This is a genomic window from Solitalea koreensis, from assembly GCF_900182575.1.
Taxonomy (GTDB): Bacteria; Bacteroidota; Bacteroidia; order Sphingobacteriales; family Sphingobacteriaceae; genus Solitalea; species Solitalea koreensis.
The window spans coordinates 335,951-359,922 of the sequence record NZ_FXSZ01000002.1; the positions used below are offsets into that span (position 1 = coordinate 335,951).

At 38.3% G+C, this 23,972-nt stretch carries 18 protein-coding genes; 11 read left to right on the forward strand and 7 right to left on the reverse strand.

Features of this window, described 5'->3' with window-relative positions; genetic code table 11:
• Window positions 1-63: 63 nt before the first annotated feature.
• From glmS to FN756_RS04600, 8 genes are all read left to right on the forward strand, one after another.
• Window positions 64-1,899, forward strand: coding sequence for a glutamine--fructose-6-phosphate transaminase (isomerizing) (gene glmS / locus FN756_RS04565; protein ID WP_142601866.1), 1,836 nt, complete (start codon window positions 64-66; stop codon window positions 1,897-1,899).
• Between the two features lie 6 nt (window positions 1,900-1,905).
• Window positions 1,906-4,110, forward strand: a complete 2,205-nt coding sequence (locus tag FN756_RS04570; RefSeq protein WP_142601868.1) for a DUF4954 family protein — start codon at window positions 1,906-1,908, stop codon at window positions 4,108-4,110.
• A gap of 116 nt (window positions 4,111-4,226) precedes the next feature.
• A complete protein-coding gene (gene lepA / locus FN756_RS04575) occupies window positions 4,227-6,011 on the forward strand; it encodes a translation elongation factor 4 (RefSeq protein WP_142601870.1) in 1,785 nt (594 codons plus the stop codon).
• 79 nt (window positions 6,012-6,090) lie between these two features.
• On the forward strand, window positions 6,091-6,972 hold the full coding sequence (locus FN756_RS04580) for a bifunctional 5,10-methylenetetrahydrofolate dehydrogenase/5,10-methenyltetrahydrofolate cyclohydrolase (RefSeq protein ID WP_142601872.1): 882 nt from the start codon (window positions 6,091-6,093) through the stop codon (window positions 6,970-6,972).
• A gap of 79 nt (window positions 6,973-7,051) precedes the next feature.
• Window positions 7,052-7,684, forward strand: coding sequence for a 7-carboxy-7-deazaguanine synthase QueE (locus FN756_RS04585; protein ID WP_142601874.1), 633 nt, complete (start codon window positions 7,052-7,054; stop codon window positions 7,682-7,684).
• Window positions 7,685-7,734: 50 nt separating this feature from the next.
• Window positions 7,735-9,642, forward strand: a complete 1,908-nt coding sequence (locus tag FN756_RS04590; RefSeq protein ID WP_142601875.1) for an OmpA family protein — start codon at window positions 7,735-7,737, stop codon at window positions 9,640-9,642.
• A gap of 35 nt (window positions 9,643-9,677) precedes the next feature.
• On the forward strand, window positions 9,678-10,112 hold the full coding sequence (locus tag FN756_RS04595) for a DUF6526 family protein (RefSeq protein WP_142601877.1): 435 nt from the start codon (window positions 9,678-9,680) through the stop codon (window positions 10,110-10,112).
• A gap of 4 nt (window positions 10,113-10,116) precedes the next feature.
• The gene (locus FN756_RS04600; protein ID WP_142601879.1) at window positions 10,117-10,524 is read left to right on the forward strand and encodes a thiol-disulfide oxidoreductase DCC family protein; all 408 of its coding nucleotides are present in this window, start codon (window positions 10,117-10,119) and stop codon (window positions 10,522-10,524) included.
• On the opposite strand, the gene kdsA is transcribed toward FN756_RS04600, so the two are convergent.
• A complete protein-coding gene (kdsA, locus tag FN756_RS04605) occupies window positions 10,521-11,333 on the reverse strand; it encodes a 3-deoxy-8-phosphooctulonate synthase (protein WP_142601881.1) in 813 nt (270 codons plus the stop codon). The genes FN756_RS04600 and kdsA overlap by 4 nt on opposite strands.
• Window positions 11,334-11,394: 61 nt before the next feature.
• Complete coding sequence (gene recQ, locus FN756_RS04610) at window positions 11,395-13,584, reverse strand: DNA helicase RecQ (RefSeq protein WP_142601882.1); 2,190 nt, start codon at window positions 13,582-13,584, stop codon at window positions 11,395-11,397.
• 114 nt (window positions 13,585-13,698) lie between these two features.
• Here recQ and FN756_RS04615 point away from each other — a divergent pair, with 114 nt between their 5' ends.
• Together FN756_RS04615 and FN756_RS04620 are read left to right on the forward strand one after the other, a co-directional pair.
• On the forward strand, window positions 13,699-14,652 hold the full coding sequence (locus tag FN756_RS04615; RefSeq protein WP_221929014.1) for a KpsF/GutQ family sugar-phosphate isomerase: 954 nt from the start codon (window positions 13,699-13,701) through the stop codon (window positions 14,650-14,652).
• Window positions 14,653-14,665: 13 nt separating this feature from the next.
• Entirely contained in the window at window positions 14,666-15,754 is a 1,089-nt protein-coding gene (locus FN756_RS04620; protein ID WP_142601886.1) for a mannose-1-phosphate guanylyltransferase, read from the forward strand.
• Between the two features lie 71 nt (window positions 15,755-15,825).
• Here FN756_RS04620 and rlmB read toward each other — a convergent pair whose 3' ends face one another.
• The 3 genes from rlmB to FN756_RS04635 form a co-directional block, all read right to left on the reverse strand.
• Window positions 15,826-16,584 (reverse strand): 23S rRNA (guanosine(2251)-2'-O)-methyltransferase RlmB, encoded by a 759-nt coding sequence (gene rlmB / locus FN756_RS04625; RefSeq protein WP_142601888.1) that lies wholly within the window; start codon window positions 16,582-16,584, stop codon window positions 15,826-15,828.
• 170 nt (window positions 16,585-16,754) lie between these two features.
• Window positions 16,755-17,075, reverse strand: coding sequence for a hypothetical protein (locus FN756_RS04630; protein WP_142601890.1), 321 nt, complete (start codon window positions 17,073-17,075; stop codon window positions 16,755-16,757).
• Window positions 17,076-17,160: 85 nt separating this feature from the next.
• Window positions 17,161-17,991, reverse strand: a complete 831-nt coding sequence (locus FN756_RS04635) for a DNA adenine methylase (protein WP_142601891.1) — start codon at window positions 17,989-17,991, stop codon at window positions 17,161-17,163.
• Window positions 17,992-18,172: 181 nt separating this feature from the next.
• Between FN756_RS04635 and FN756_RS04640 the strand changes: the two genes are divergently transcribed.
• On the forward strand, window positions 18,173-18,565 hold the full coding sequence (locus FN756_RS04640) for a hypothetical protein (protein WP_142601893.1): 393 nt from the start codon (window positions 18,173-18,175) through the stop codon (window positions 18,563-18,565).
• Window positions 18,566-18,599: 34 nt separating this feature from the next.
• Here FN756_RS04640 and FN756_RS04645 read toward each other — a convergent pair whose 3' ends face one another.
• Window positions 18,600-23,546, reverse strand: coding sequence for a phage tail protein (locus FN756_RS04645; protein WP_142601895.1), 4,947 nt, complete (start codon window positions 23,544-23,546; stop codon window positions 18,600-18,602).
• Window positions 23,543-23,968, reverse strand: a complete 426-nt coding sequence (locus FN756_RS04650) for a hypothetical protein (protein WP_142601897.1) — start codon at window positions 23,966-23,968, stop codon at window positions 23,543-23,545. The genes FN756_RS04645 and FN756_RS04650 overlap by 4 nt, the downstream gene beginning before the upstream one ends.
• Window positions 23,969-23,972: the final 4 nt, after the last annotated feature.

The window sequence follows — 23,972 nt, forward strand, 5'->3', positions numbered from 1 at the left end:
ATTTTTGTTTTTACTAAAATCGATTTTTTGCATTTACTAACCAATCAATAAACTTTACTTATCATGTGTGGAATCATTGCTTACGTTGGACGCCAACAGGCTTTACCTATCTTATTAAATGGCTTAAAACGCCTTGAATACCGTGGTTATGATAGTGCGGGTATTGCTGTTATGAATCCTGATCTTACAATTCTAAAGAAAAAAGGAAAGGTCATTAATCTGGAAGAATTAACTCAAAATGTAACAATAGTAAGCTCAATCGGTATGGGCCACACACGTTGGGCCACACATGGTGAACCCAGCGACCGGAATTCTCACCCTCACCCATCACATGACAAGCGATTAGCTATTATCCACAATGGGATTATTGAAAACTATTCCATTTTAAAGCAAGAGCTACTAAGCAAGGGTCATATTTTTGAAAGTGATACAGATAGCGAGGTATTAATTCATTTTATTGAGGATATAAAAGAAAACCTAAACTGTTCATTAGAGCATGCGGTTCGAGTTGCATTAACCAGAGCCGTTGGCGCATACGCAATTGTGGTAATGTCCCAAGATGATCCCAATACCCTAATTGCAGCGCGCAAAAGTAGTCCATTGATTGTTGGAGTTGGTAAAGACGAGTATTTCCTAGCATCTGATGCAACTCCAATTGTCGAATATACAAATCAGGTTATCTACCTGAAAGATTATGAAATGGCAGTTATCCGAGACAACAAACTGACCATTACAGATCTTGAAAACAACATCCATGAACCGTACATCAAAGAGCTTGATATTGAGTTAGCCGCAATTGAAAAAGGCAACTTTGAGCATTACATGCTTAAAGAAATTTTTGAACAACCAACTACCATTTTTGATTGTATGCGCGGTAGATTAATGGCAAATAAAGGCCTGGTGAAGGTAGGTGGCATCCGCGAATATGTCGATCAGCTAGCAAATGCCAAACGGATAATCATTATTGCTTGTGGCACTTCATTACATGCTGGGATGGTTGCAAAATATCTTTTCGAAGAAGTTTGTCGTGTTACTGTTGAAGTTGAATATGCTTCAGAATTTCGCTACCGCAATCCCGTAATTCGCGACGGTGATGTAGTGATCGCTATTTCGCAATCGGGTGAAACCGCTGATACACTTGTTGCTATTGAAAAAGCAAAAGAAATGGGCGCTATCATTTTAGGCATTTGTAATGTTGTTGGATCTTCAATCCCTCGCACATCTCATGCAGGAGCCTATACACATGCAGGTGCTGAAATTGGAGTAGCAAGCACAAAAGCATTCACTGCTCAGTTAACCGTTTTATACCTGATAGCGCTACAAATTGCAAAAGAAAAAGGAACGATGGAAAATGAACGCTTCCGTCGTATCTTAAATGAATTAGATAGTATTCCTAAAAAAGTTCAAAAAATATTGGACAATAGCTATATCGCACAATCTTTAGCTAGTTTGTATTTGGATGCCAAAAGCATGATTTATTTAGGACGCGGCTATAACTTTCCAATTGCTCTTGAAGGGGCGTTGAAAATGAAAGAGATTTCATATATCCATGCAGAAGGTTATCCAGCAGCGGAAATGAAACATGGCCCTATAGCTTTAATTGATGATGAAATGCCGGTTATGTTCATTGCTACCAAAGACGCCACCTACGAAAAGATTGTATCAAATATCCAGGAAGTAAAAGCACGAAAAGGAAAAGTAATAGCTATTGTAACTGAAGGAGATGATGCAGTTAAAAACTTGGCAGATCATGTAATTGAAATCCCTGAAGTTGATGAAATTCTTACCCCCCTACTTTCTGTAATTCCACTGCAATTGTTTGCCTATTACACTGGCGTGCTTCGTGGTTGTAACGTTGATCAACCTAGAAATCTTGCTAAATCAGTGACAGTAGAATAATTAAACATGAGGCCAATCCGAAAAGATTCAATGACTGCTCTTGGTTATAATTTTATAACCAGTGAATATATTCCCGAAGGAAAAGATGAATACTATTGCAGAAATGAACAAAATGGCAATAAAACTTATCGTCAGTTAAAGCCGAACGAAATTCAACTTTTAATTGCCAATCACAATCTTTCAGATAATTGGAAAAACGTGATGGTAACCGATACGTTCAATCCAAGTTTTGTTCGTAATTGTAATTTTTATGGCTTAGTCAGAATTGGTGACCTGGAAGAGTTTTTTCTAGAATATCATGACATGCGTTTTCCGGTTGGATTGTATAATTCAACAATTGTCTCTTGCGACCTGGGTAATAATGTTTCACTGAATAATGTTAATTACATCTCTCACTATATTGTTGGCAACGAATCTATCTTATTCAATATAAGTGAACTTCAAGTTTCTAACCATGCTAAGTTTGGGAACGGAATATTGATTAAAGGGGAAGCCGAATCACTCCGAATCTGGATGGAGGTTAGTAATGAAAATGGCGGACGACGAATTCTTCCATTTGACGGCATGCTTACTAGCGATGCTTTTTTATGGTCGAAATATCGAAATGATGCAGAATTGATGGAAAGGTTCGTTGAACTTACCGAAAGTAAATTTCAACGACAAAGGGGCATCTATGGAACCATTGGTGAGCAATGTGTTCTCAAGAACTGTCAAATTATTAAAGATGTGAAAATTGGGGACGCAGCCTATATAAAAGGGGCCAATAAGCTTAAAAATCTTACTATCAATAGTAATTTTGAAAGCCCTACCCAAATTGGCGAAGGTGTAGAATTGGTAAATGGAATAATTGGATACGGTTGTAAAATTTTTTATGGTGTTAAGGCTGTCCGGTTTTCATTAGGTAATAATTCATCTTTGAAATATGGTGCGCGATTGATTAATTCAATTCTTGGAGAAAACTCAACCATTTCATGTTGTGAAGTATTAAATTGCTTAATATACCCTGGACACGAACAGCATCACAATAATTCCTTCCTGATTGCTGCAACCATATTTGGACAAAGTAATATTGCAGCAGGAGCTACAATTGGCTCCAACCATAACTCACGGGCTAATGATGGTGAAATTGTAGCCGGACGCGGTTTTTGGCCTGGCCTCTGCGTAAGTTTAAAACACAACAGTAAATTTGCTGCTTTTACTTTGCTTGCTAAAGGTTCTTACCCCGCTGAACTAAATATATCCCTTCCATTTTCATTAGTCTCAATTAACGAACGCGACGATGTACTGCAAATTATACCTGCTTATTGGTGGATGTATAATATGTATGCTTTAGCACGTAATTCATGGAAGTATAGCGTTCGTGATACACGAGTAATTCGATATCAGGAATATGAATATGATTACTTAGCACCTGATACCGTTGAAGAAATATTTGAAGCATTGCATATGCTTGAAAAATGGATACTGGATGATCAGTTACGCAAAAACGAGATTGAATCTGCTGCAAATAATGGGAATAAAACAGGTAAGGAAATTCTGCTAAATAAAAAGATTAAACAGATTGAAATACTGGGCGGTGTTATTGAAGCAAGTAGCCGTAAATCAATCATCTTAAAACCATCAGCCGCATATGAATCTTATCATGAAATGATTCATTACTTTGCGATGAAAACAATTATTGATCACGCAAAAACTCACAAATTAGCTGATCTTCAACAAATTTATTCCCGTTTACACCATGGTAAACGTTCTAAATGGATTAATATAGGTGGTCAAATTATTACTGAAAATCATATTCAGGAATTGAAAAATAATATCAAAAGCGGTTTGATAAAAAATTGGGATCAAGTACATGAATACTATCAATATCAGCGAAGATTTTATGAACAACAAAAAGCCGAATATGCATTTGCAGCCTTATTGGATTTACACAATATTGTCAACTTTGATGGATTATCAATTCACTGGAATCAACTTATTGAAAGATCTGTTGAAATTGCAAAGAAGATCCGATCACGTACATTCGACTCTAGAAATAAAGATTACATGAACGAATTCAGAAAGCTTCCTTATGATAATCAAGAGGAAATGGAAGCTGTTCTAGGTAAAATAAATGACAATGAATTCATTAAGACCATTGAGTCTGATTATGAGAAATTTGTAGTCGGAGTTGAAAAATATCGAATAGTCCCCAAAATAATTTCTTTATAAAACGATATTAAAAATAGCCGAACGTTTCGGCTATTTTTAGTTTTGACAACTCTATTAATTTCCAAATGTCACTTTCAGAAAAAAAATAGGAGACAAAAACGTATTTTTGCAGCCGAATGAAGAATATACGTAACTTTTGTATTATAGCTCACATTGACCATGGTAAAAGTACCCTGGCAGACAGATTGTTAGAGTTTACAAAAACCATCTCAGCTCGTGACGCTCAAGCGCAGTTGTTAGACAACATGGATCTTGAACGTGAGCGTGGTATTACCATTAAAAGTCACGCCATCCAGATGAAATATCTGCAAGGTGGCGAAAACTATATTTTAAACCTTATCGATACTCCGGGCCACGTAGATTTTTCTTACGAAGTTTCTCGATCGATCGCTGCTTGTGAAGGCGCCTTATTGATCGTAGATGCCTCCCAAGGAATTCAGGCACAAACCATTTCCAATCTGTATTTGGCCTTGGAACACGATCTTCACATCATTCCTATTCTTAACAAAATGGATCTTCCCGGCGCTATGCCTGAAGAAGTGAAAGACCAAATTATTGAATTGATTGGTTGTGACCGCGATGAAATCATTCCTGCATCAGGTAAAACCGGGTTGGGAGTTGACAAAATTCTTGAGGCAATTGTTGAACGCGTACCAGCTCCTGTTGGTGATCCAAACGCCCCGCTTCAGGCATTGATCTTCGATTCAGTGTTTAACTCTTTCCGTGGTATTATTGCGTACTTTAAAGTATTAAACGGTGAAATCCGTAAAAACGACAAAGTGAAATTCGTAGCTACCGGCAAGGAGTATATTGCTGATGAGGTTGGAGTATTGAAATTAAACCAAGAACCTCGAGATGTTATTAAAACCGGTGATGTAGGTTATATCATTTCAGGAATTAAAGAAGCTCGGGAAGTTAAAGTTGGTGACACAATTACCAAAGTTGATAACCCAGGTGAATCTATTAAAGGTTTTGAAGAAGTAAAGCCTATGGTATTTGCCGGCATTTATCCGGTTGATACTGAAGATTTCGAAGAACTTCGCGAAGCAATGCATAAACTACAGTTGAATGACGCTTCAATTGTATTCGAACCTGAGTCATCAGCTGCCCTAGGATTTGGATTCCGTTGCGGATTCTTGGGAATGCTACACATGGAAATTATTCAGGAGCGCTTGGAAAGAGAGTTCGGCATGACCGTTATTACTACGGTTCCCAATGTATCCTACAAAGCGTATACAAGCAAAGGTGATGAAATCATTGTAAACAACCCTTCTGATCTTCCTGATCCAAGCAAAATCGATTTTGTTGAAGAACCTTACATCAAAGCAAATATCATTACGAAGTCTGAGTTTGTAGGACCAGTAATGTCATTGTGTATCCAAAAACGTGGTACCATTGTAAATCAATCGTATTTAACGTCTGATCGCGTTGAATTGGTTTTTGAAATGCCAATGGGTGAAATTGTATTTGATTTTTATGATAAATTAAAAACCATTTCAAAAGGATATGCTTCATTTGATTACCATCAGATAGGTTATCGTCAATCTGATTTGGTAAAAATGGATATTCGTTTGAATTCAGAACCAGTTGATGCACTTTCATCATTAATTCACCGTAGTAATGCTTATAACTTTGGTAAGAAAATCTGCGAAAAATTAAAAGAACTATTACCTCGTCAACAATTCGAAATTGCAATTCAAGCGTCTTTAGGCGCAAAAGTTATTGCACGTGAAACCGTAAAAGCAATGCGTAAAGATGTTACCGCTAAATGTTATGGTGGTGATATTTCTCGTAAACGTAAATTGTTAGAAAAACAAAAAGAAGGTAAAAAACGTATGCGTCAGGTAGGTTCAGTTGAGATTCCTCAATCTGCGTTTATGGCGGTACTGAAACTTGATTAATTATAAATTTTAGAATTATGAATTATGAATGTAACTGATCATTTCACAATTCATAATTTATAATTCACATTTTTTTAATATGCAATTACTCGACGGAAAGTTTGTATCTGAAAAGCTTAAAAATGATATTGCGGCGCAAGCTGCTGACTTTTTAAAGGAAACCGGCCGTAAACCTCATTTAGTAGCAATATTAGTAGGCAATGATGGTGCAAGTGAAACCTATGTAGCAAGCAAAATGAAGAATTGCGAAAAAGTAGGTTTTCAATCTGGTCTTATTCGCTATGATTCAAGTATTACTGAAGCTGAATTATTAAACAAAATAGAAGAACTCAATAAAAATCCTCAAGTTGATGGTTTTATAGTTCAACTTCCTTTGCCTAAACACATTGATGCTGAAAAGGTAACAGAAGCAATCGATTACCGTAAGGATGTTGATGGCTTCCACCCTATCAATTTAGGACGTATGCAGCGCAATTTACCTTGTTTTATCCCAGCAACTCCTTATGGTATCATGTTGATGCTTGAGGAGTACGGAATTGACACTACAGGCAAATATTGCGTTGTTATTGGCAGAAGTAATATTGTTGGTTCACCAATGAGCATTTTAATGGCTCGTAACAACAATCCGGGTAATTGCACGGTTACTATTGTACACAGCAAAACTCCTGACATTAAAGAGTACACTCGTAAAGCCGATATCCTCATCGCGGCTATCGGTAAAGCTGATTTTGTAACTGCCGATATGGTTAAAGAAGGTGCCATTATAATTGACGTTGGTATCAATCGTGTTGAATCAGCTGAAACCAAATCAGGATTTAAGCTGAAAGGAGATGTTAAATTTGATGAGGTAGCCCCAAAAAGTTCATACATCACTCCTGTTCCAGGCGGCGTTGGCTTAATGACCATTGTGAGTTTACTAAAAAACACATTAGCTGCTGCTAAAAGAGAAGTTTATAAATAGTAGCATTGTCAGTTGCAGTATGCAGTAAGACTTTAGACTGAATACTGCTGACTACTAAATTAATTATATTGAAATTAAAATGAGCAGCGTTCTTAACAAAATACCGACAGACGGCACCCTTTTACCTCTTATGGAAGAATTTTATACCATCCAGGGAGAAGGATTTAATACCGGTAAGGCTGCATATTTCATTCGTTTAGGCGGATGTGATGTCGGTTGCCACTGGTGTGATGTGAAAGAATCATGGGATGCAGAATTACATCCACTTACCAATTCAGATATTATTGTTGAGAACGCCGGCAAATTCCCTTCTAAAGCCGTAGTTGTTACCGGCGGCGAACCATTGTTATACAATTTGGATTACCTTACCTCCGAGCTTCAGAAAAAAGGTATTAAAACCTTTATTGAAACTTCAGGAGCCTATCCCCTTTCAGGTTCTTGGGATTGGATTTGCCTTTCTCCCAAAAAATTCAAATCACCCCGTCCGGATATCCTTCCCCTTGCGAATGAATTGAAAGTGATTGTTTTTAACAAAAGTGACTTTGATTGGGCTGAGCAACATGCGGCTCATGTTTCAGATAAATGTAAATTATACCTTCAACCAGAATGGAGCAAGCATTCTGAAATGACTCCATTAATCGTTGATTATGTGATGAATAACCCGCGTTGGGAAATTTCTCTACAAACGCACAAATACCTTAATATTCCTTAAGAGCTCAAAGGTTTGTTTAATTGCTTTTCTGTATTTAAATTGACCTCATCATGCAAAGATTCTGCTTAGTCTTATTATTTTGTTTATACAGTACTTTATCTGTCTTTGGACAAGTTAAGCTTTCATCGCAATCAAAAAAAGCAATAGAATATTATAACAAATCTGATGAATATCTATCAGTAAAAAATTACAAAGAAGGTTCTGCAATACTTGAAAAAGCTGTTAAAGAAGACCCCAACTTCATTGATGCTTTCCAACGATTAGGTGACATCTATCGGATAACAAAAGATACTGCCAATGCAAAAAAGAATTATCAGCGCGTAATTTTATTGAATCCGGATTTTCAAAAACAAGATTATTTCTTTTTAGGTGATATTGAAATTTCCAACGGCAACTATATTTCCGCTCGTCAATACCTGGAAAAATTCATGTCATACGAAGACAAAGCCCAAAAATATATACCTGATGCCAAACGGCTACTTGCTGATTGTAAGTTTGCTGATACTGCACTTAAAACCCCTGTTGCTTTCAATCCTAAAAACCTTGGTGACAAAATAAATACTTCGGCCGATGAGTATTTTCCAACCATTACAGCTGATGGCGCTACCTTGATTTTTACCAGAAGAACCGTAAATAATGAGGATTTTTATTTCAGTAATCTGGTAGACGGCAAATGGTCATTAACTACTCCTCTGAAAGGTAATATTAATACACCGAACTGCAATGAAGGTGCCTGTAATGTATATGCTGATGGTCAGCTTTTATTGTTTACCATTTGTAATAGCCCCAATGGTTTGGGCAGATGCGATATCTATTTTGCAAAACTGGAAGGATCTAAATGGTCGAAACCTTTCAATTTGGGTCCTCCAATAAATACCACTAACTGGGAATCACAAGCTTGTTTAGCACCCAACGGCCGAACGTTATATTTTGTGAGTGAAAGAAAAGGAGGTTTGGGTAAAAACGACATCTGGAAAGCCGAATTACAAGACGACGGAAGCTGGACGGCCCCCGAAAACCTAGGGCCCAATATTAATACGCCATTTAATGATGAATCTCCCTTTTTGCATGCTGATGATCAAACCTTGTATTTTAGTTCAGAGGGTTGGCCAGGAATGGGAGCTCATGATATTTTTATTTCAAGAAAGGATAATGCCGGCAATTGGGGCAAACCTCAAAACATTGGATATCCAATTAACACGTTTAGAGAAGAAATAAGCTTGGTAACGGATGGTTCTGGTAACAAAGGATATTTCTCCTCCAATACACTTAGCGGACATGGCGGCTATGATCTTTACAATTTTGACCTTCCTGAAAGCATAAAACCGGCAAAACTAACTTTTGTTAAAGGCATTGTGTTTGACAAAAACGATAAATTAAAACTGGATGCGCGTGTTGAAGTCATCAATTTGAAAACGGGTACCAGTATTTATAAATCGCTTTCAAATGCTGAAACAGGTAACTTTTTTGCAAGCCTGCCCTTGGGCAATGAATACGTTTTAAATGTTTCAAAAAAAGGCTATTTGTTCTATTCGGATCATTTCACTATTCCAGGCAATGATACTTCCCGCGTTTTTACCATTGAAGCCCCATTAAGTCCGATTGCCGTTGGTGAAAAAGTTGTTTTAAAGAATATCTTTTTCGAAACAAATTCTTTTCAATTGAATCCTTCATCGAAAATTGAATTGAATAAGTTAATTGATTTCATGAAATCCAATCCAACAGTAAATATTGAAATATCCGGCCATACTGATAATATTGGAGGAATTCAGCCTAATCAACTCTTGTCAGAAAATCGAGCTAAAACGGTTTATGGATATATTATTAAAGCCTTTCCTTATCCCAACCGACTTAGTTATAAGGGTTACGGAGAAACACAACCTATTGATAATAACGGCACAGAAAAAGGAAGAGCCAATAATCGTCGAACCGAATTTAAAGTCACTAAAATTGAATAATTTCATCCCTCATAAATTAAACTTTAAGTAGAAAAATGAAGAATCAAAATTATGCTAATCACAGCCGGATGGTTCCGGGATTTCATTATGTATTATTGTTTTTATTAATTGCGGGCTTAATTGGTTCGATTATTAATCTTTTTAATTCTGTTCAAGATCACAGTAACTTATATAGCGCTTCATTAATAGCCTTATTATTCATTTGCGCTGGATTATCGTATTATTATACACGTTCTTTTCCATTAAGAGCGCAAGACAGAGCCATCCGCGCTGAAGAAAATCTCAGACATTATATACTCGCGGGAAAGCCACTTGATAGCCGTTTACGAATGGGGCAAATTATTGCGTTACGCTTTGCTGGTGACGAGGAATTTGTTGCTCTTGCTAGCCGTGCTGCTGAACAAGGTTTAAATAGCGACGAGATTAAAAAAGAAATTAAAAACTGGAAGATCGATCACAACAGAGTTTAAGAAAGTGAATAAAGAAGAAAATTTGATCGTTTTATTTGACGGCGTATGTAATTTATGTAACTCCACGGTTCAATTTATCATAAAAAATGATCCTTCCGGAAAGTTTAAATTTGCTGCGTTACAATCAGAAACAGGTCAACAATTTTCAAGAAGATTAAACTTACCAACCGACCAATTCGGCACGTTTATTCTTATAAAAAACAACAAGCCCCATTTGAGGTCAAGTGGGGCTTTGCTTGTATTAAAAGAACTTGGAGGCATTTATCTCCTGCTCTATATTTTCATTATTATTCCTAGACCAATCAGAGATTACTTCTACACTATTATTGCACGTAATCGATATAAATGGTTCGGAAGGCGAAATGAATGCATGGTTCCAAGCCCTGAGCTTCGTTCCAGATTTCTATCTTAAATAACCGCCTGACGTACACGAACCAGTTTCTCTAATAAGCCTTCCAATAAATCTAATTGCAACATATTAGCGCCATCAGATTTGGCATTTTTAGGATCAGGATGCGTTTCGATGAATAAACCATCGGCTCCAACTGCGATTGCGGCTTTTGCTATAGTTTCAATCAATTCCGGCTTTCCACCCGTAACTCCACTTTCCTGGTTCGGCTGTTGTAAAGAGTGAGTACAATCCATCACCACAGGCACTCCAAACCCTTTCATTTCAACTAAATTACGATAGTCAACTATAAGATCCTGATATCCGAATGAATTACCCCGATCAGTTAAAATAACATTCGAATTACCGGCCTCCATTACTTTAGTAACAGCATGTTTCATTGAACCGCCTGAAAGGAATTGACCTTTTTTAACATTAACAACTTTTCCGGTTTTCGCTGCAGCTACTAATAATTCAGTTTGACGACATAAAAATGCCGGAATCTGTAGAACATCAACATACTCAGCAGCCATAGCAGCTTCGTGACTTTCATGAATATCAGTAACTGTAGGGATGCCGAATTCTTTACCAACTTTAGCTAGTATTTTCAAGGCTTTTTCATCTCCAATACCTGTAAATGAATCAAGACGCGAACGATTCGCTTTACGATACGAACCTTTAAAAACGTAAGGAATATTAAACTTATCAGTAATGGTAACAATACGTTCAGCAATTCTCATGGCAATTTCTTCACCTTCAATTGCACATGGGCCTGCTAAAAGGAAGAAATTGGTAGAATCATTATGTTTAATTTTGGGAATATTAGTAATCATTATTTTAATTATAAATGAAGAATGTTGAATTATAAATAAGAAGATATCTCAATACACAAATCTAATTACCTAATTCAGAGATAAACTTTATACGCATCAACTGAATCTCCTCACGTGTATAATCCTCTTCACCGAGTTCAGCTAAAGCTAATTCAACTGAATCTTCTTCTGAAGCTCTGAAATAGTCAAAAATTTCATCCTGTCGGTCTTCATCCAATATGTCATCAATATAATAATTGATATTTAGCTTAGTTCCAGAAGATACTATACTTTCAATTTCATGAATCAATAAAGGCATGTCCAACCCCTTTGAGGAAGCAATATCATTTAAAGGAATCTGTCTATCAATATTTTGAATAATAGATACCTTAAGACTCGATTTATTTACGGTTGACTTGACAACCATATCTTGAGGGCGATCAATGTCATTCTCCTCAACGTACTTCTTAATCATTTCGATAAAAGGTGCCCCGAAGCGAATAGCTTTTCCATGACCTACTCCTGAAATTTGCTTTAATTCGTCAATTGAAATTGGATATTGACTGGCCATTTCTTCAAGGGAAGGATCCTGGAAAATAACAAATGGAGGAATGTTTTTTTGCTTTGCAATTTTCTTGCGCAAATCTTTAAACATACCCAACAAAACATCATCCAAAGCACCTCCACCGGCTTTAATGTCATCGTTATCGGAAGCTACAATCGAGTCAAAATCACGGTTTAATACAAATTTTATGGAATATGGAGATTCAAGGTATGATTTTCCAAACTTAGACAGCTTAAGTATACCATAGCTATCGATATCTTTTACCAAGAAATTATTTAGAACAGCCTGACGCAAAACTGATTTCCATACAATTTCACCTCTTTCCTTACCCGAACCAAACTCTGGTAATTTATTATGCTCAAATGTCACCATTTCAGCATCTTGAGTACCGCTTAAGATATTAACGATATGTTCATCATCAAAGTTCTCGTCTAATTTTTTAACGAGTTGCAATACTGAAAGTAAATCTTTTTCGGCTTCAAATTTCTCTTGCGGATGGCGACAATTATCGCACATGCTGTTGCAACTGCTTTCATTAAAGCTTTCACCGAAATAATGAAGAATTTGCTTTCGCCGACAAACTGACGATTCAGCATAGTCAATCACTTCTTTTAATATCTGGGTACCGATTTCACGTTCTGAAACAGGCTTATCTTTCATGAATTTGGCAAGTTTCTCAATATCCTTCTCATCATAGAAAGCGATACATGTTCCCTCACCTCCATCACGACCAGCTCTACCAGTTTCCTGATAATAACCTTCCATGCTTTTGGGCATATCATAATGGATCACAAAACGAACATCTGGTTTATCGATACCCATACCGAAAGCTATTGTTGCCACAATTACGTCAACATCTTCCTTCAGGAAACGATCCTGAGTGGTAGCACGAGTATTGGCATCCAAACCTGCATGGTAAGGAAGTGCTTTAATACCATTCACATTTAACGTTTCAGCAACCTCTTCTACTTTCTTCCGACTCAAACAATAAATGATACCCGTTTTACCATTTTTAGCTTTAATGAACTTAATAATTTCCTTTAAAGAATCCTTTTTTGGGCGAATTTCATAATAGAGATTAGGTCTGTTAAACGAAGATTTATAGGTTACCGCTTTGCTCATTTGCAGGTTCTTCTGTATATCATGTTGAACCTTTGGTGTAGCAGTAGCTGTTAGCGCAATGATTGGTACATTCTCTCCTAACTGACTAATTACATTTCTGATTTTACGATATTCAGGCCGGAAGTCGTGCCCCCATTCTGAAATACAATGCGCCTCATCAACGGCAACAAAAGAAACGCCAACAGCCTTAAGAAAATCTATATTTTCTTGTTTAGCCAGCGATTCGGGAGCTACATAAAGTAGTTTTGTTAACCCTTCAAGCGCATCTTTTTTTACTTGAGCGGTTTCCGTTTTATTAAGGGAAGAATTGAGAAAATGGGCAATACTGTCAGTACTACCAAATGCCCTAAGTTGATCAACTTGATTTTTCATCAAAGCGATCAGTGGTGAAATCACTATTGCCGTGCCCTCGCTCATCAGAGCCGGTAACTGATAGCACATTGATTTGCCCCCGCCAGTTGGCATAATTACGAATGTATCGTCACCTGAAAGAATACTTGTGATAATTGCCTCTTGCTCACCTTTAAATTTATCAAAACCGAAAAAACTCTGCAAGTTATCAAACAGCGACTTTTTAACCTCCATTATCCCTGAAATATTTATTGACTTTTTTACTTACTGAAATAGTTTGCTAAATTAAAAATAACATAATTTTGCACATAATTAAAATTTCCCTTTTTACTAAAAAAACATATACTCTTGCAAGCAATAGAATCAGCTAAAAGGACGCTTCAAATTGAAGCAGAATCACTTTTAAAGCTCCAAAATTATATCAATAACGACTTTGAAGCATCAGTTAGCACAATTCTTTCTTCAAAAGGAAGAGTTATTATTACCGGAATTGGAAAAAGTGCAATCATAGCCCAAAAAATCGTAGCTACACTTAACTCAACCGGAACACCATCTATTTTTATGCATGCAGCAGATGCCATTCATGGCGACCTGGGCATGATTCAAAGTAATGATGTGATCATCTGTATTTCAAAAAGCGGAAATACTCCTGAGATAAAAGTTTTGCTGCCTTTATTAAAACAGACTAACAATATCCTTATTGGGATAGTTGGTGACATGAAATCGTATCTGGCCACACATTCTGATTATGTATTAAATACAACTGTTGATGTAGAAGCTTGTCCAAACAATCTTGCCCCAACAAGCAGTACTACCGCACAACTTGCTATGGGCGACGCTCTGGCCGTATGCTTACTTGAACAACGAAACTTTACCAGTGAAGATTTTGCAAAATATCATCCAGGAGGTGCTTTAGGAAAAAAACTATACCTAAAGGTTAGTGATCTTGCCAAAAATAACGAAAAACCACAAGTTTTACTAACAGATTCTATTCAAAAGGTAATTTTAGAAATATCATCCAAACGATTAGGAACGTCAGCAGTAATTGAAAACGGAAAACTTGTGGGAATAATTACGGATGGTGACCTTAGAAGGATGATGGAAAAAAATGAAAACTTTTCTACCTTGCAAGCCAAAGATATTATGAATGCCACTCCAAAAACTATAGAGGCTGGTGAAATGGCTGTAAATGCATTGGCAATGCTTAAAGAACATAATATCACGCAACTTATTGTAACGCATAAAGACACTTATTTTGGGGTAATTCATCTTCATGATTTAATCAAAGAAGGAATTATTTAACCCTGGATCAAATATAATGGAAAACAATTTTGTAGTAATTATGGCCGGCGGGGTTGGGAGTCGTTTTTGGCCGGTCAGCAGAACCAACTATCCTAAACAATTCATTGATATATTAGGAGTTGGAAAAACACTTATTCAACAAACTTTTGAAAGGTTTGCGAAAATATGTCCTAAAGAAAACATTTTAGTTGTCACCAATGAGATTTACCGCGACATAGTTCTTGAACAGCTTCCTGATATTAAACCAAGCAATGTTTTGGGTGAACCTATAATGCGAAATACGGCTCCCTGTATAGCATATGCCAGTCATAAAATATCCAGAAAAAACCCTGATGCTACTATAGTTGTTGCTCCGTCTGATCATTTGATTTTAGAAGAAGAAAATTTTTGTTCGATTATTAAAGAATCGATAAGTTTTGCTTCAAAAAATGATTGCTTAATTACACTTGGAATCGTTCCTTCCCGACCGGATACTGGCTATGGGTACATTCAACGTACCGATAAAAGTACCGAATCAAATTTCTACAAAGTCAAAACATTTACTGAAAAACCCGATCTAGAATTGGCTAAAACATTCTTAAAAAGTGGGGATTTTCTATGGAATGCCGGAATATTTGTTTGGAATGCAAAAGCCATTAAAACAGCTTTTGAAAAATACATGCCCGAAATGAATGATATTTTTAAAGAAGGCAGGGTGTTATACAATACTCCCAAAGAAACGGAATTCATCAAAAATGCATATACACGCTGTAAAAATATCTCGATTGATTACGGAATTATGGAGAAAGCTGATAACGTATATGTTCGTCCAAGCAGCTTTGGCTGGAGCGATTTGGGCACTTGGGCTTCAGTTTATGATGTTAAAACCGATAAAGATTATGTGGGAAATGTAGTTATAGGCTCAAAAAATGTAATCATGTATGATTCTGCAAATTGCATGGTTCGAGTACCTAAAAATAAACTAGTGATATTGCAAGGCTTGGATGACTACATCGTAGTAGAAACTGGCGACGTTTTGATGGTTTGTAAAAAATCAGAAGAGCAAATGGTAAAACAAATCGTAGCAGATGTAAAACAAAATACAGGAGAGAAATATATCTAAAGAAATGTTGAATTATGAATTAAACAACCAATATTTAAAATTCATAATTCAACATTTATAATTTATTTAGGCTAGCTTCTTTGTCTAACTGCCTCATACAGAATCATTCCTGCAGCAACAGAAACATTTAAGGAAGCAATCTCCCCCGACATTGGAATTTTTGCTCGCGCATCACACATCTTTAAATACTCTGGAGAAATACCATCTTCCTCTGAACCCATAATAATAGCGGTTGGAACCGTAAAATCAGCTTTATAAAGCACTTCATCTGTTTTCTCAGTGCAGGCAACTAATTGCAGTCCTGAATCTTTCAAAAAAGTTAATGTGTCTTTTAAACGCATTTCCCTGCAAATTGGCACTCTGAACAATGCACCGGCAGAAGTTTTTACAGCATCAGGATTAGCTTGGGCTGATCCACGGGAAGGAACAATAACGGCTTGTACTCCCATGCACTCTGCAGTACGAACTATTGCTCCAAAATTCCGAACATCGGTAATTCTATCTAAAACCAATAACAACGGTACTTCACCTCGTTCATAAATATCCTGAACTAAATTTTCAGTATTTTGATAGGTGATTGGTGAGATAAATGCAACAACCCCTTGATGGTTCTTTGGGGTGAGCCTGTTCAACTTTTCAGTTGGAACGTATTGAAATGGTAAATTATATTCCGCAATTACCAAACGCAATTCTGCAAATAAAGGGCCTCCCAATCCCTTTTGGATAAAAAGACTTTCTATTTCTTTTCCAGCGCTAATTGCCTCAATTACAGCGCGGATACCAAAAACCATTTGATTACTTTCACGCTTAGGTGTGCCAAAATCTCTCATAAGTCGACAAAAATACAATTCCAGAATCTTATTCTCTGAAATTAAGCTACTTAAATTTCAAACAAAATTTATTTCCATTTCAATGCCCAAAAAGGGTTTTTTATAAGCCACAAAACCAAAAGTACACTTCCTAAAAACGAAATGTCCAAAAAAAAGATATCTGAAATGCTTTATACGCTGCCAAGGTTTCCATTCACTTCGCTGTTGCCATGAGATTCACCACTTATTGATACAATAATTGCTGTAACACCATCTTGTTCATCTCTTTTATAATCAGTGTCAAAGCCTTTTTTATGCAAATCCTGCACCGTTAAACCAATATTTACTAGCTCATTAGTCCTATGTAGGAGCTCAGTAATACGACCTTCTGTTTTCTTTAAATCTGCGGATGCTATACAATAAAATATTATAGCAAAAAGTAGTGAAATGAACCCGCCTAAAATATTTGAGACAATCATTTCTGAATTTATAAGATCAATAAGTCTATCCATACTTTAAATATACACAAACGCCTGCCGATAATCACTCAACAGGCGTTTTCATTTACTTTAAACCTCATTTAAATACTCTTTAACCCTACGTTGTACTCGAATACTTATAATACATTATATCAGTATAAGTTGAATTGTAGTTCATTGTAACGTTAACAGACTTCTTGCAAGCACCTTTAAACGGGTTACTGTTGGGCGTTTTCAACTCTATCCATTCACACAACTCAATAATGTTTGATTTATTGGAAGTAAAATAAACGTAAGGGTGACTATCCAATACCTGCAATACATCTAAATAATCCTTTAGCTTCCAGTATGACTTATACGTTCCTGCTTCGGTGCTCAAATATGGAGGATCAACCATGAAAACAACATTAGGCTCATTCTTATATTGATTGTAAAGGGTTAAATAATCCACAGACACGCGCTCCAAGCCATCCAAATAACCATCGGAGCTATAATCACTCACTCGCACAACATTATATAGAGTAGACGCTTTAAAATCGGCAAAATTGGTTACATAATTCATACTAAACAAAAGCGAGGAGGATAACGTAATGTAGTCGACAAAGCCCGCCATTTCGGCTTGCTTTATGCGTTGAATAACCTGCTCTTTTGCCTCTCCGGTAATTTGTTTATCCTTTGGCCATCCGGCTAAGATCAATCGTAAATCAGCCAGTATTTTATTGGTGTTTGCAATGTTTTGCAGGCGTTCATTGTAATTGTCAAAATCATTGTAAACCACCTTTGACAAAGGGAGGTATTGCTTTACCGTATGCGAAAGCAATCCGCTGCCGCCAAACAGATCCACATAAATTGCATCCTGGGGGTAATCCTGTAAAACATCTTTCAATGTTTTTAAAAACCGTCTTTTCTGCCCCATAAAAGGCAATGGAGCATTTGTATAATTTTTCATTTTTTCACTCATCTGTATTATTGTTTGCTAATTTTTGTTTCCCGCCGTAATAGCTAATCGGCGTTTTTAAGTTCACTTTACTCATGATTAAATTAATAAATGGTCAGTTGCTTTTCTTACCGTTATTAACCTTTTGTTTATTGGCATACTTTTTACTTATTTTGTTCTAAATCTTACACTAATGAAAAATCTTTTATTATTAATTAGCATTTCAATTTCTATACTTTTCACTTCTTGTGAGAAAAAGAGTGATGACATTGAAAACATTGAACCTGAAAATAAATCGGAGTTTAACGGTGACTACAAAACAAGAATTAGTTATTACACCGCTTCCGATTACACGCTTTTTATTATGTATTTAAACCCTTTTGATGTTGATTCTGCAAAAGTTAATATCAAGAATAGTTCAGGCGTTATTGAAGTCTCTAAGGCCGTTAAAAAGGCTGATTTTTTCAATGATTCCTTTTGGATTGAAAACCATGCTTCTGTATTCGGAAGCTTTAAGGTTGAATTGACTGTTTTTAAGAACAAGGAAGAAACAAAGATTGAAAGAACTATTGAGGTGATTAAATAAATGAAATGGGGCTTATTGCCCCATTTTTTTATTCTTATAACACTATCCAGTCTAAATACCCACTGTAAAAATCATCCACCGTTAATATTTTTGAACGCTCTGCCCCTGAAATGGTTGTTATGGCTTGACCGTATGAATCCTGAATGGTGATTGTGCCGGAACTTTGAGAAATCGCACTGCTTCCGTCTATTTTGCCGTTGTATCTGCATATAAAATAAACCTTACCAATTGGTGCATCATCGGGAAGCATTATGTACACGTTATTTGAACCGTTTCTAACGTTTATGATAGTCTGGTGCTTGGTAGCTTGATAGTTTCCAAATGTATTCACCTTACTAAAAGCCGTTCCAAGTATGCGCTTGTCATTCAAATGCAACCCACGTTCCCCAATAGAAACCCCACCAATATCAGCCCCGTAGCCAGTGGAGCCATCGTAAAAGTCAATGTTATCATCAAAATTTATCCGTTTGGCGCCTGAAGAATCGTAAAAGGAAAGCGTGTTATTAGTGGAATCAATTACAATACGCTTCCCGGTGGCAGCACTTTTCAGGGTGGCTTTTGTCATTACTACCTGACCGTCATTGGTCACAACGAAAGGTGCAATTGCCCTGTTAGCATAGGTGTCACCCGCCCAAAATCGCACATCAGAAGAACCGCCCCCGTTTCCGGTGATACCTGCATTTACTCCGGCATCATTACCCAACTTAATGGTTCCGGTCGTCACCATTCCACCGTCAATGGTCGTCTTTGTGCTGTCAGCTATTTGTTGGTTAACATCCTCCGGCGCAGGTGTCCAGTCGGTTGGCTTGTTGCCTTTAAAAACTCCAACGGCATGAAATTGCCATGTTCCAGAAACAGAATTAATACCAAAGGTTATAAACCTTACAATGCCTGAAGCATCTGTGGAAAATGTATTCCAATACATTTTCCACCCATCCCCTAAGTCAATAGCAGGGCTACTGTCATCCAGCCTGTAAAAAGTATTATCCCAACCACCAAATGCGAAATATCCACCTGTACCTATTCGCTTGGCAATAACCATAAAAACCACTTCGGAATTAATAAGCAGGTCAGATACATTGAATTCATATTGAAACTCGCCAACGCCTGAAGGCCTTGAATACTCCACTACAGTTCCGAATTTAGCATCAGAAACTAATGTACTTGTAGCATCTCCACGATAACCTCGTATTGCATCTTTTACTCTTGATTTAAGTACATAGTTCCTGCTTCCTACCCTCACATTATCAACCGCAGCCTTCGCCGCATCACTTACATTCTTCAATAACTCCGTTTTCGCATCATAATACGCCTTAAACTTTGCCCTGAAGGTGCTGCCTACAATTACGCTATTAGCGTTCAAGTCGGCGAAATAAGGCACAAGGTAGGATTCCAATGAGCCGTATGCTGTGGTATAATCGGATGAAGAAACGCCGTAAGTACCCGCTTGACTTTCAATAATTGGCTTTTCGCCAACAATAACACCCCATTCTTTTGCCATTTCCGATTTTTCAATCGGGGTTAACATGTTGTCATTCGACAAGTCAGCAAGTAAGCTGTTTGCTGTATTGGCTGAAGTTTGTGCGTCATTAGCTGCTGTTTGCGCTGTATTTATCCCCGCTTGTACGTCCTCCGGTGCAGGTGTCCAGTCGGTGTCCTTATTGCCGTATTCCAGTTTAATGTTTCTGATCTGAAGCGTAGCATTTAAGCCGTCTGTACTTCCATTGTGATCAAAACGCATTTGGGCTGAAGTAACAATTGAGGCGGGAACCGTAAACTTAATAACAATTTTATTCCATACGCCTACGCCTGCTGTATAACCTGTGTACATTACGAATCCTTCAGTTGGGTAGTTTCCACTTAATATAATTAGTTCGGTTGAATTAACATTAGATGAGGATTTTGCCTCAAAACTAACAACCATTTCCTTGCCTGCAACATACTGGAAGGAAGGGCTGAAAATAAAATCTTCGCCAGAAATTGCTATTGTTTTTGAAAACTCATTGCCTGTACGGCTCGTAAAACCGGACCATCCATTGCCATTGCTTGACCCTATCGCTAAATTCCTGCCCCCCACCTTCAAATTATTCACCGCCGTATTTGCATAAGCTTTAGCCGCATCACTTACAAGCTTTAACAGAGCTACCTTCGCATCATAATACGCCTTAAAATTTGCCCTGAAGGTGCTGCCTACAATTACGCTATTAGCGTTCAAGTCGGCGAAATAAGGCACAAGGTAGGATTCCAATGAGCCGTATGCTGTGGTATAATCGGATGAAGAAACGCCGTAAGTACCCGCTTGACTTTCAATAATTGGCTTTTCGCCAACAATAACCCCCCATTCTTTTGCCATTTCCGATTTTTCAATCGGGGTTAACAGGTTGTCATTCGACAAGTCAGCAAGTAAGCTGTTAGCTGTGTTTGCTGAAGCCTGTGCGTTATTCGCTGCTGTTTGTGCTGTTGCTGCGTTGGTTAAAGCCGTGTTTGCAGTCGTATCATCCGTGTACTTACTCGCCTTCACCCAATCGGCAGAATTGTAGGATTGTACAGCGGTTTTAGCCGTTTGGCAGCGCATAATATCGCCCGAAGTGCCTTGCACCCACAAATCTCCCACATCATATGGCACAACAGGCGTAGTAGCAAACACCCTGCGTTTGCCGTCTGCTGTGTCTTGCGCTTGCTGCGCGTTGGCTAAAGCTGCCGTTATATCTGCATCACTTATCTTTTGCCATGAATAAACGCCCGTTACCACCTGAAAACGGTAGGCGTAACCGGTATTCGTATCATAAAACAAATCCCCCAAATGCTGATCTTTAACGGCATTGGTTGCCCAATCAGAGGCAGGAACATTCCCCAATGTAGGTACATAACCATAAAACCATGTCGTCACGTTCCCGTCAATTTGACTTTGAAGGTCATTTTTTATAGAATTTACAAAGCCATTGGTGGCGTAAACTGATAAATCCGGCTTATCGGTAAGGTTGTTGTAACCACTGGAATTGTTGCCAAAGGTGATTTTTCCGCTGATTTCGCCCGTGTCCAAGTCAAACCAAGTCAATCCGTCAGCACTTGAAATTTTGCCGGTGGTAATGGATTTGCCACTGATCAATGTTGAGCCGTACAATAAAGAAATTTCACGGTAGTTATTGACAACGGAATGCAGAATGCCGATTAGGAAATGGTAATAACCCGTATCCTGCTCTACCGTTATTTGGGAAGCACTCAAAACAAAGGTGGCGGCGGTGGTGGTTTTATTACATCGGGCATACACATAGTAAGCCGTACCGTTCACCAGCCCGGCAAAGGTTTGTCCGGAAAAGTTCCAGGTCTTTATCGAATCGGCAATGGCATAATGTTCAAGCACCCCACCACCTGCGCTCAGCTGTGAAACATTGCCCTGGTAATTGGGCGCAAACAAAACTCCTTTTAACAGGAAATTGCCCGATTTGGCCCCTACAGATAACAATGAGGTTTCAATTGAAAGCGGCCTGATCTTGTCGGTAAAATAGCCGTCGGTGTCAAACACCATGCCCTGCAATTCCTGCGTAGTCCGCCAGCTCCTTCTTGCTCGGTTCACGTTGGAAAGGCTGTTCAGGTCAATTACTCTTTTGGCTTGTTCCTGGGCAGCCAGCACGCGATTAAGAATCGTTGGCTGAACCACCTCAGCCAGTTCAATTTGATAATCAAACCCGTTGGTCAGCGAACGGTTGAGCGCCACAATCCGGATCAGCTTGTTAATGCCCAAAGGCGCATCCACAATGGTTACGTTATCCCCAACATTCAGCGATATGCTGTTCGCTTGGGCATGAATAGGATCAAGCACTACCGAGTAACTTACTCGTGGAGAACTGTTTTGGCTTAAATATTCGTTGGCCTTAGTTACCAGTTCCGCCTCTGCTGCATCAATGTACGACTGAGGCATTTTAATATCCGTCAGCACGTATTTGTCGCCAATGGCAGGCTTTAACAAAGTGGAAGGTAATTCCAACGCCTTTTCATCTTTATTCTGAATGATGGTAAACTCTTTAGTGGTATTATTGAAGCTGGCAATCTCAAATTCATACCCGGCCAATTGCCCGGTATTGAACGTGAGCTTTGCCGTTATGCCTGGCAACAATTGAGCATTCACATCAAAGTCGATAGCAGCATCGCTAAACTTGTAGATGCTTGATCCGTTCACCGCAGAAACGGTTCCCACGCGTTGCGGATAAACATCTTCAAATAGTTGAGTAGCCTCTATGGTGCCGTATTGCGAGGTATTCTGCTCTACATACAAGGCTCCCGCCGTCATACGCAGGCGTTTGGCATAATTGCGATAATCGCCCGGCAGATTGGTTGAGGAACCGAAAGCGTACAACCGGGTAATAATGTTTGTACTATCCTTGGTGGTACGGCTAATTTCATACAGCCCATTGCCTTGCCCGTAACTAAACGTTAACGGGTTTGTTTGCTCTTTTTTGGAGAGGTTGATCGATTTTCCATCGAACCAAAACTCCGTGTTAAATTCCGAAGCCAAACGAGCCAAAGCCGCCAAACAGTTTTCACCGGAAAAAGTCAGGTTCTTGTATTCCGAGTTGACCACTTCGCCCGCCGACCAGCCGGAGCTAACCCGGTTCGCATTGGCCACAATCAGGTTTAAAAAATCCTGCAGATTGCCCATTAAGGAGAAATCGGCTTCTTTCAGCGCATTCAGCGCATCCAAAAAGAAGAATTGAATTTTCCCCAATTCATAAGCCACACTTTCAAAGGTGGCGGTATAGCGGTACTCCAAACTTGACACCTTTTGCACCGCAGGCATTTGGTTCAGGTAATACGTCTCTCCATACACCAACACCGTATCACCAATGGTAAAATCTACAGCCTCGGCCAATGTGAAACTCATTTGCACCACGTTTTCACCCATTATGCGTTGCCTCAACAGTCCACCTTCAGGGCGAACCGTTGCAATAGTGGTTGATCCTCGTTTTATATCGTAATTCATAATGTAGAGCCTTTCACTTTTAATGTTAATTCAAAACTTACCACTACTACCGATACGCCTTTAAGTGTTTGGCTTTCCTTTTTCCAGTTGCTGCTTTTGAGATAAAAAACCTGATAGGTTTTGCCGTGATCAACTACCTGAAAGTTTTGCCAGCTGGGTAATTGAAGCTGGGCAAGCAGCGCATTGCGCCGTGTCCAGTATTGCGTATCGGAAGTAGCTGCGATCACGCACTGAAGTGTCACTTCAGCATCGTTAAACATGGGTGCACTCAAATCATATTCAATTCCGTTTTGCTCCGGCCAATTGTGCGACAATGACTCTTTTCGCTCAGGCATAATTAAAAAGCCTGACGTATCCTGAATGATGAGCCCGTAGGCACTGCCTACATCGTTGCCGTTTAAAAAATAATTGCCTGTTACCATCGTT

Coding starts and splice junctions, on each gene's coding strand:
- glmS (WP_142601866.1), top strand. CDS start 64: ATGTGTGGAATCATTGCTTACGTTGGACGCCAACAGGCTTTACCTATC.
- FN756_RS04570 (WP_142601868.1), top strand. CDS start 1,906: ATGAGGCCAATCCGAAAAGATTCAATGACTGCTCTTGGTTATAATTTT.
- lepA (WP_142601870.1), top strand. CDS start 4,227: ATGAAGAATATACGTAACTTTTGTATTATAGCTCACATTGACCATGGT.
- FN756_RS04580 (WP_142601872.1), top strand. CDS start 6,091: ATGCAATTACTCGACGGAAAGTTTGTATCTGAAAAGCTTAAAAATGAT.
- FN756_RS04585 (WP_142601874.1), top strand. CDS start 7,052: ATGAGCAGCGTTCTTAACAAAATACCGACAGACGGCACCCTTTTACCT.
- FN756_RS04590 (WP_142601875.1), top strand. CDS start 7,735: ATGCAAAGATTCTGCTTAGTCTTATTATTTTGTTTATACAGTACTTTA.
- FN756_RS04595 (WP_142601877.1), top strand. CDS start 9,678: ATGAAGAATCAAAATTATGCTAATCACAGCCGGATGGTTCCGGGATTT.
- kdsA (WP_142601881.1), bottom strand. CDS start 11,333: ATGATTACTAATATTCCCAAAATTAAACATAATGATTCTACCAATTTC.
- recQ (WP_142601882.1), bottom strand. CDS start 13,584: ATGGAGGTTAAAAAGTCGCTGTTTGATAACTTGCAGAGTTTTTTCGGT.
- rlmB (WP_142601888.1), bottom strand. CDS start 16,584: ATGAGAGATTTTGGCACACCTAAGCGTGAAAGTAATCAAATGGTTTTT.
- FN756_RS04630 (WP_142601890.1), bottom strand. CDS start 17,075: ATGGATAGACTTATTGATCTTATAAATTCAGAAATGATTGTCTCAAAT.
- FN756_RS04635 (WP_142601891.1), bottom strand. CDS start 17,991: ATGAAAAATTATACAAATGCTCCATTGCCTTTTATGGGGCAGAAAAGA.
- FN756_RS04640 (WP_142601893.1), top strand. CDS start 18,173: ATGAAAAATCTTTTATTATTAATTAGCATTTCAATTTCTATACTTTTC.
- FN756_RS04645 (WP_142601895.1), bottom strand. CDS start 23,546: ATGAATTACGATATAAAACGAGGATCAACCACTATTGCAACGGTTCGC.
- FN756_RS04650 (WP_142601897.1), bottom strand. CDS start 23,968: ATGGTAACAGGCAATTATTTTTTAAACGGCAACGATGTAGGCAGTGCC.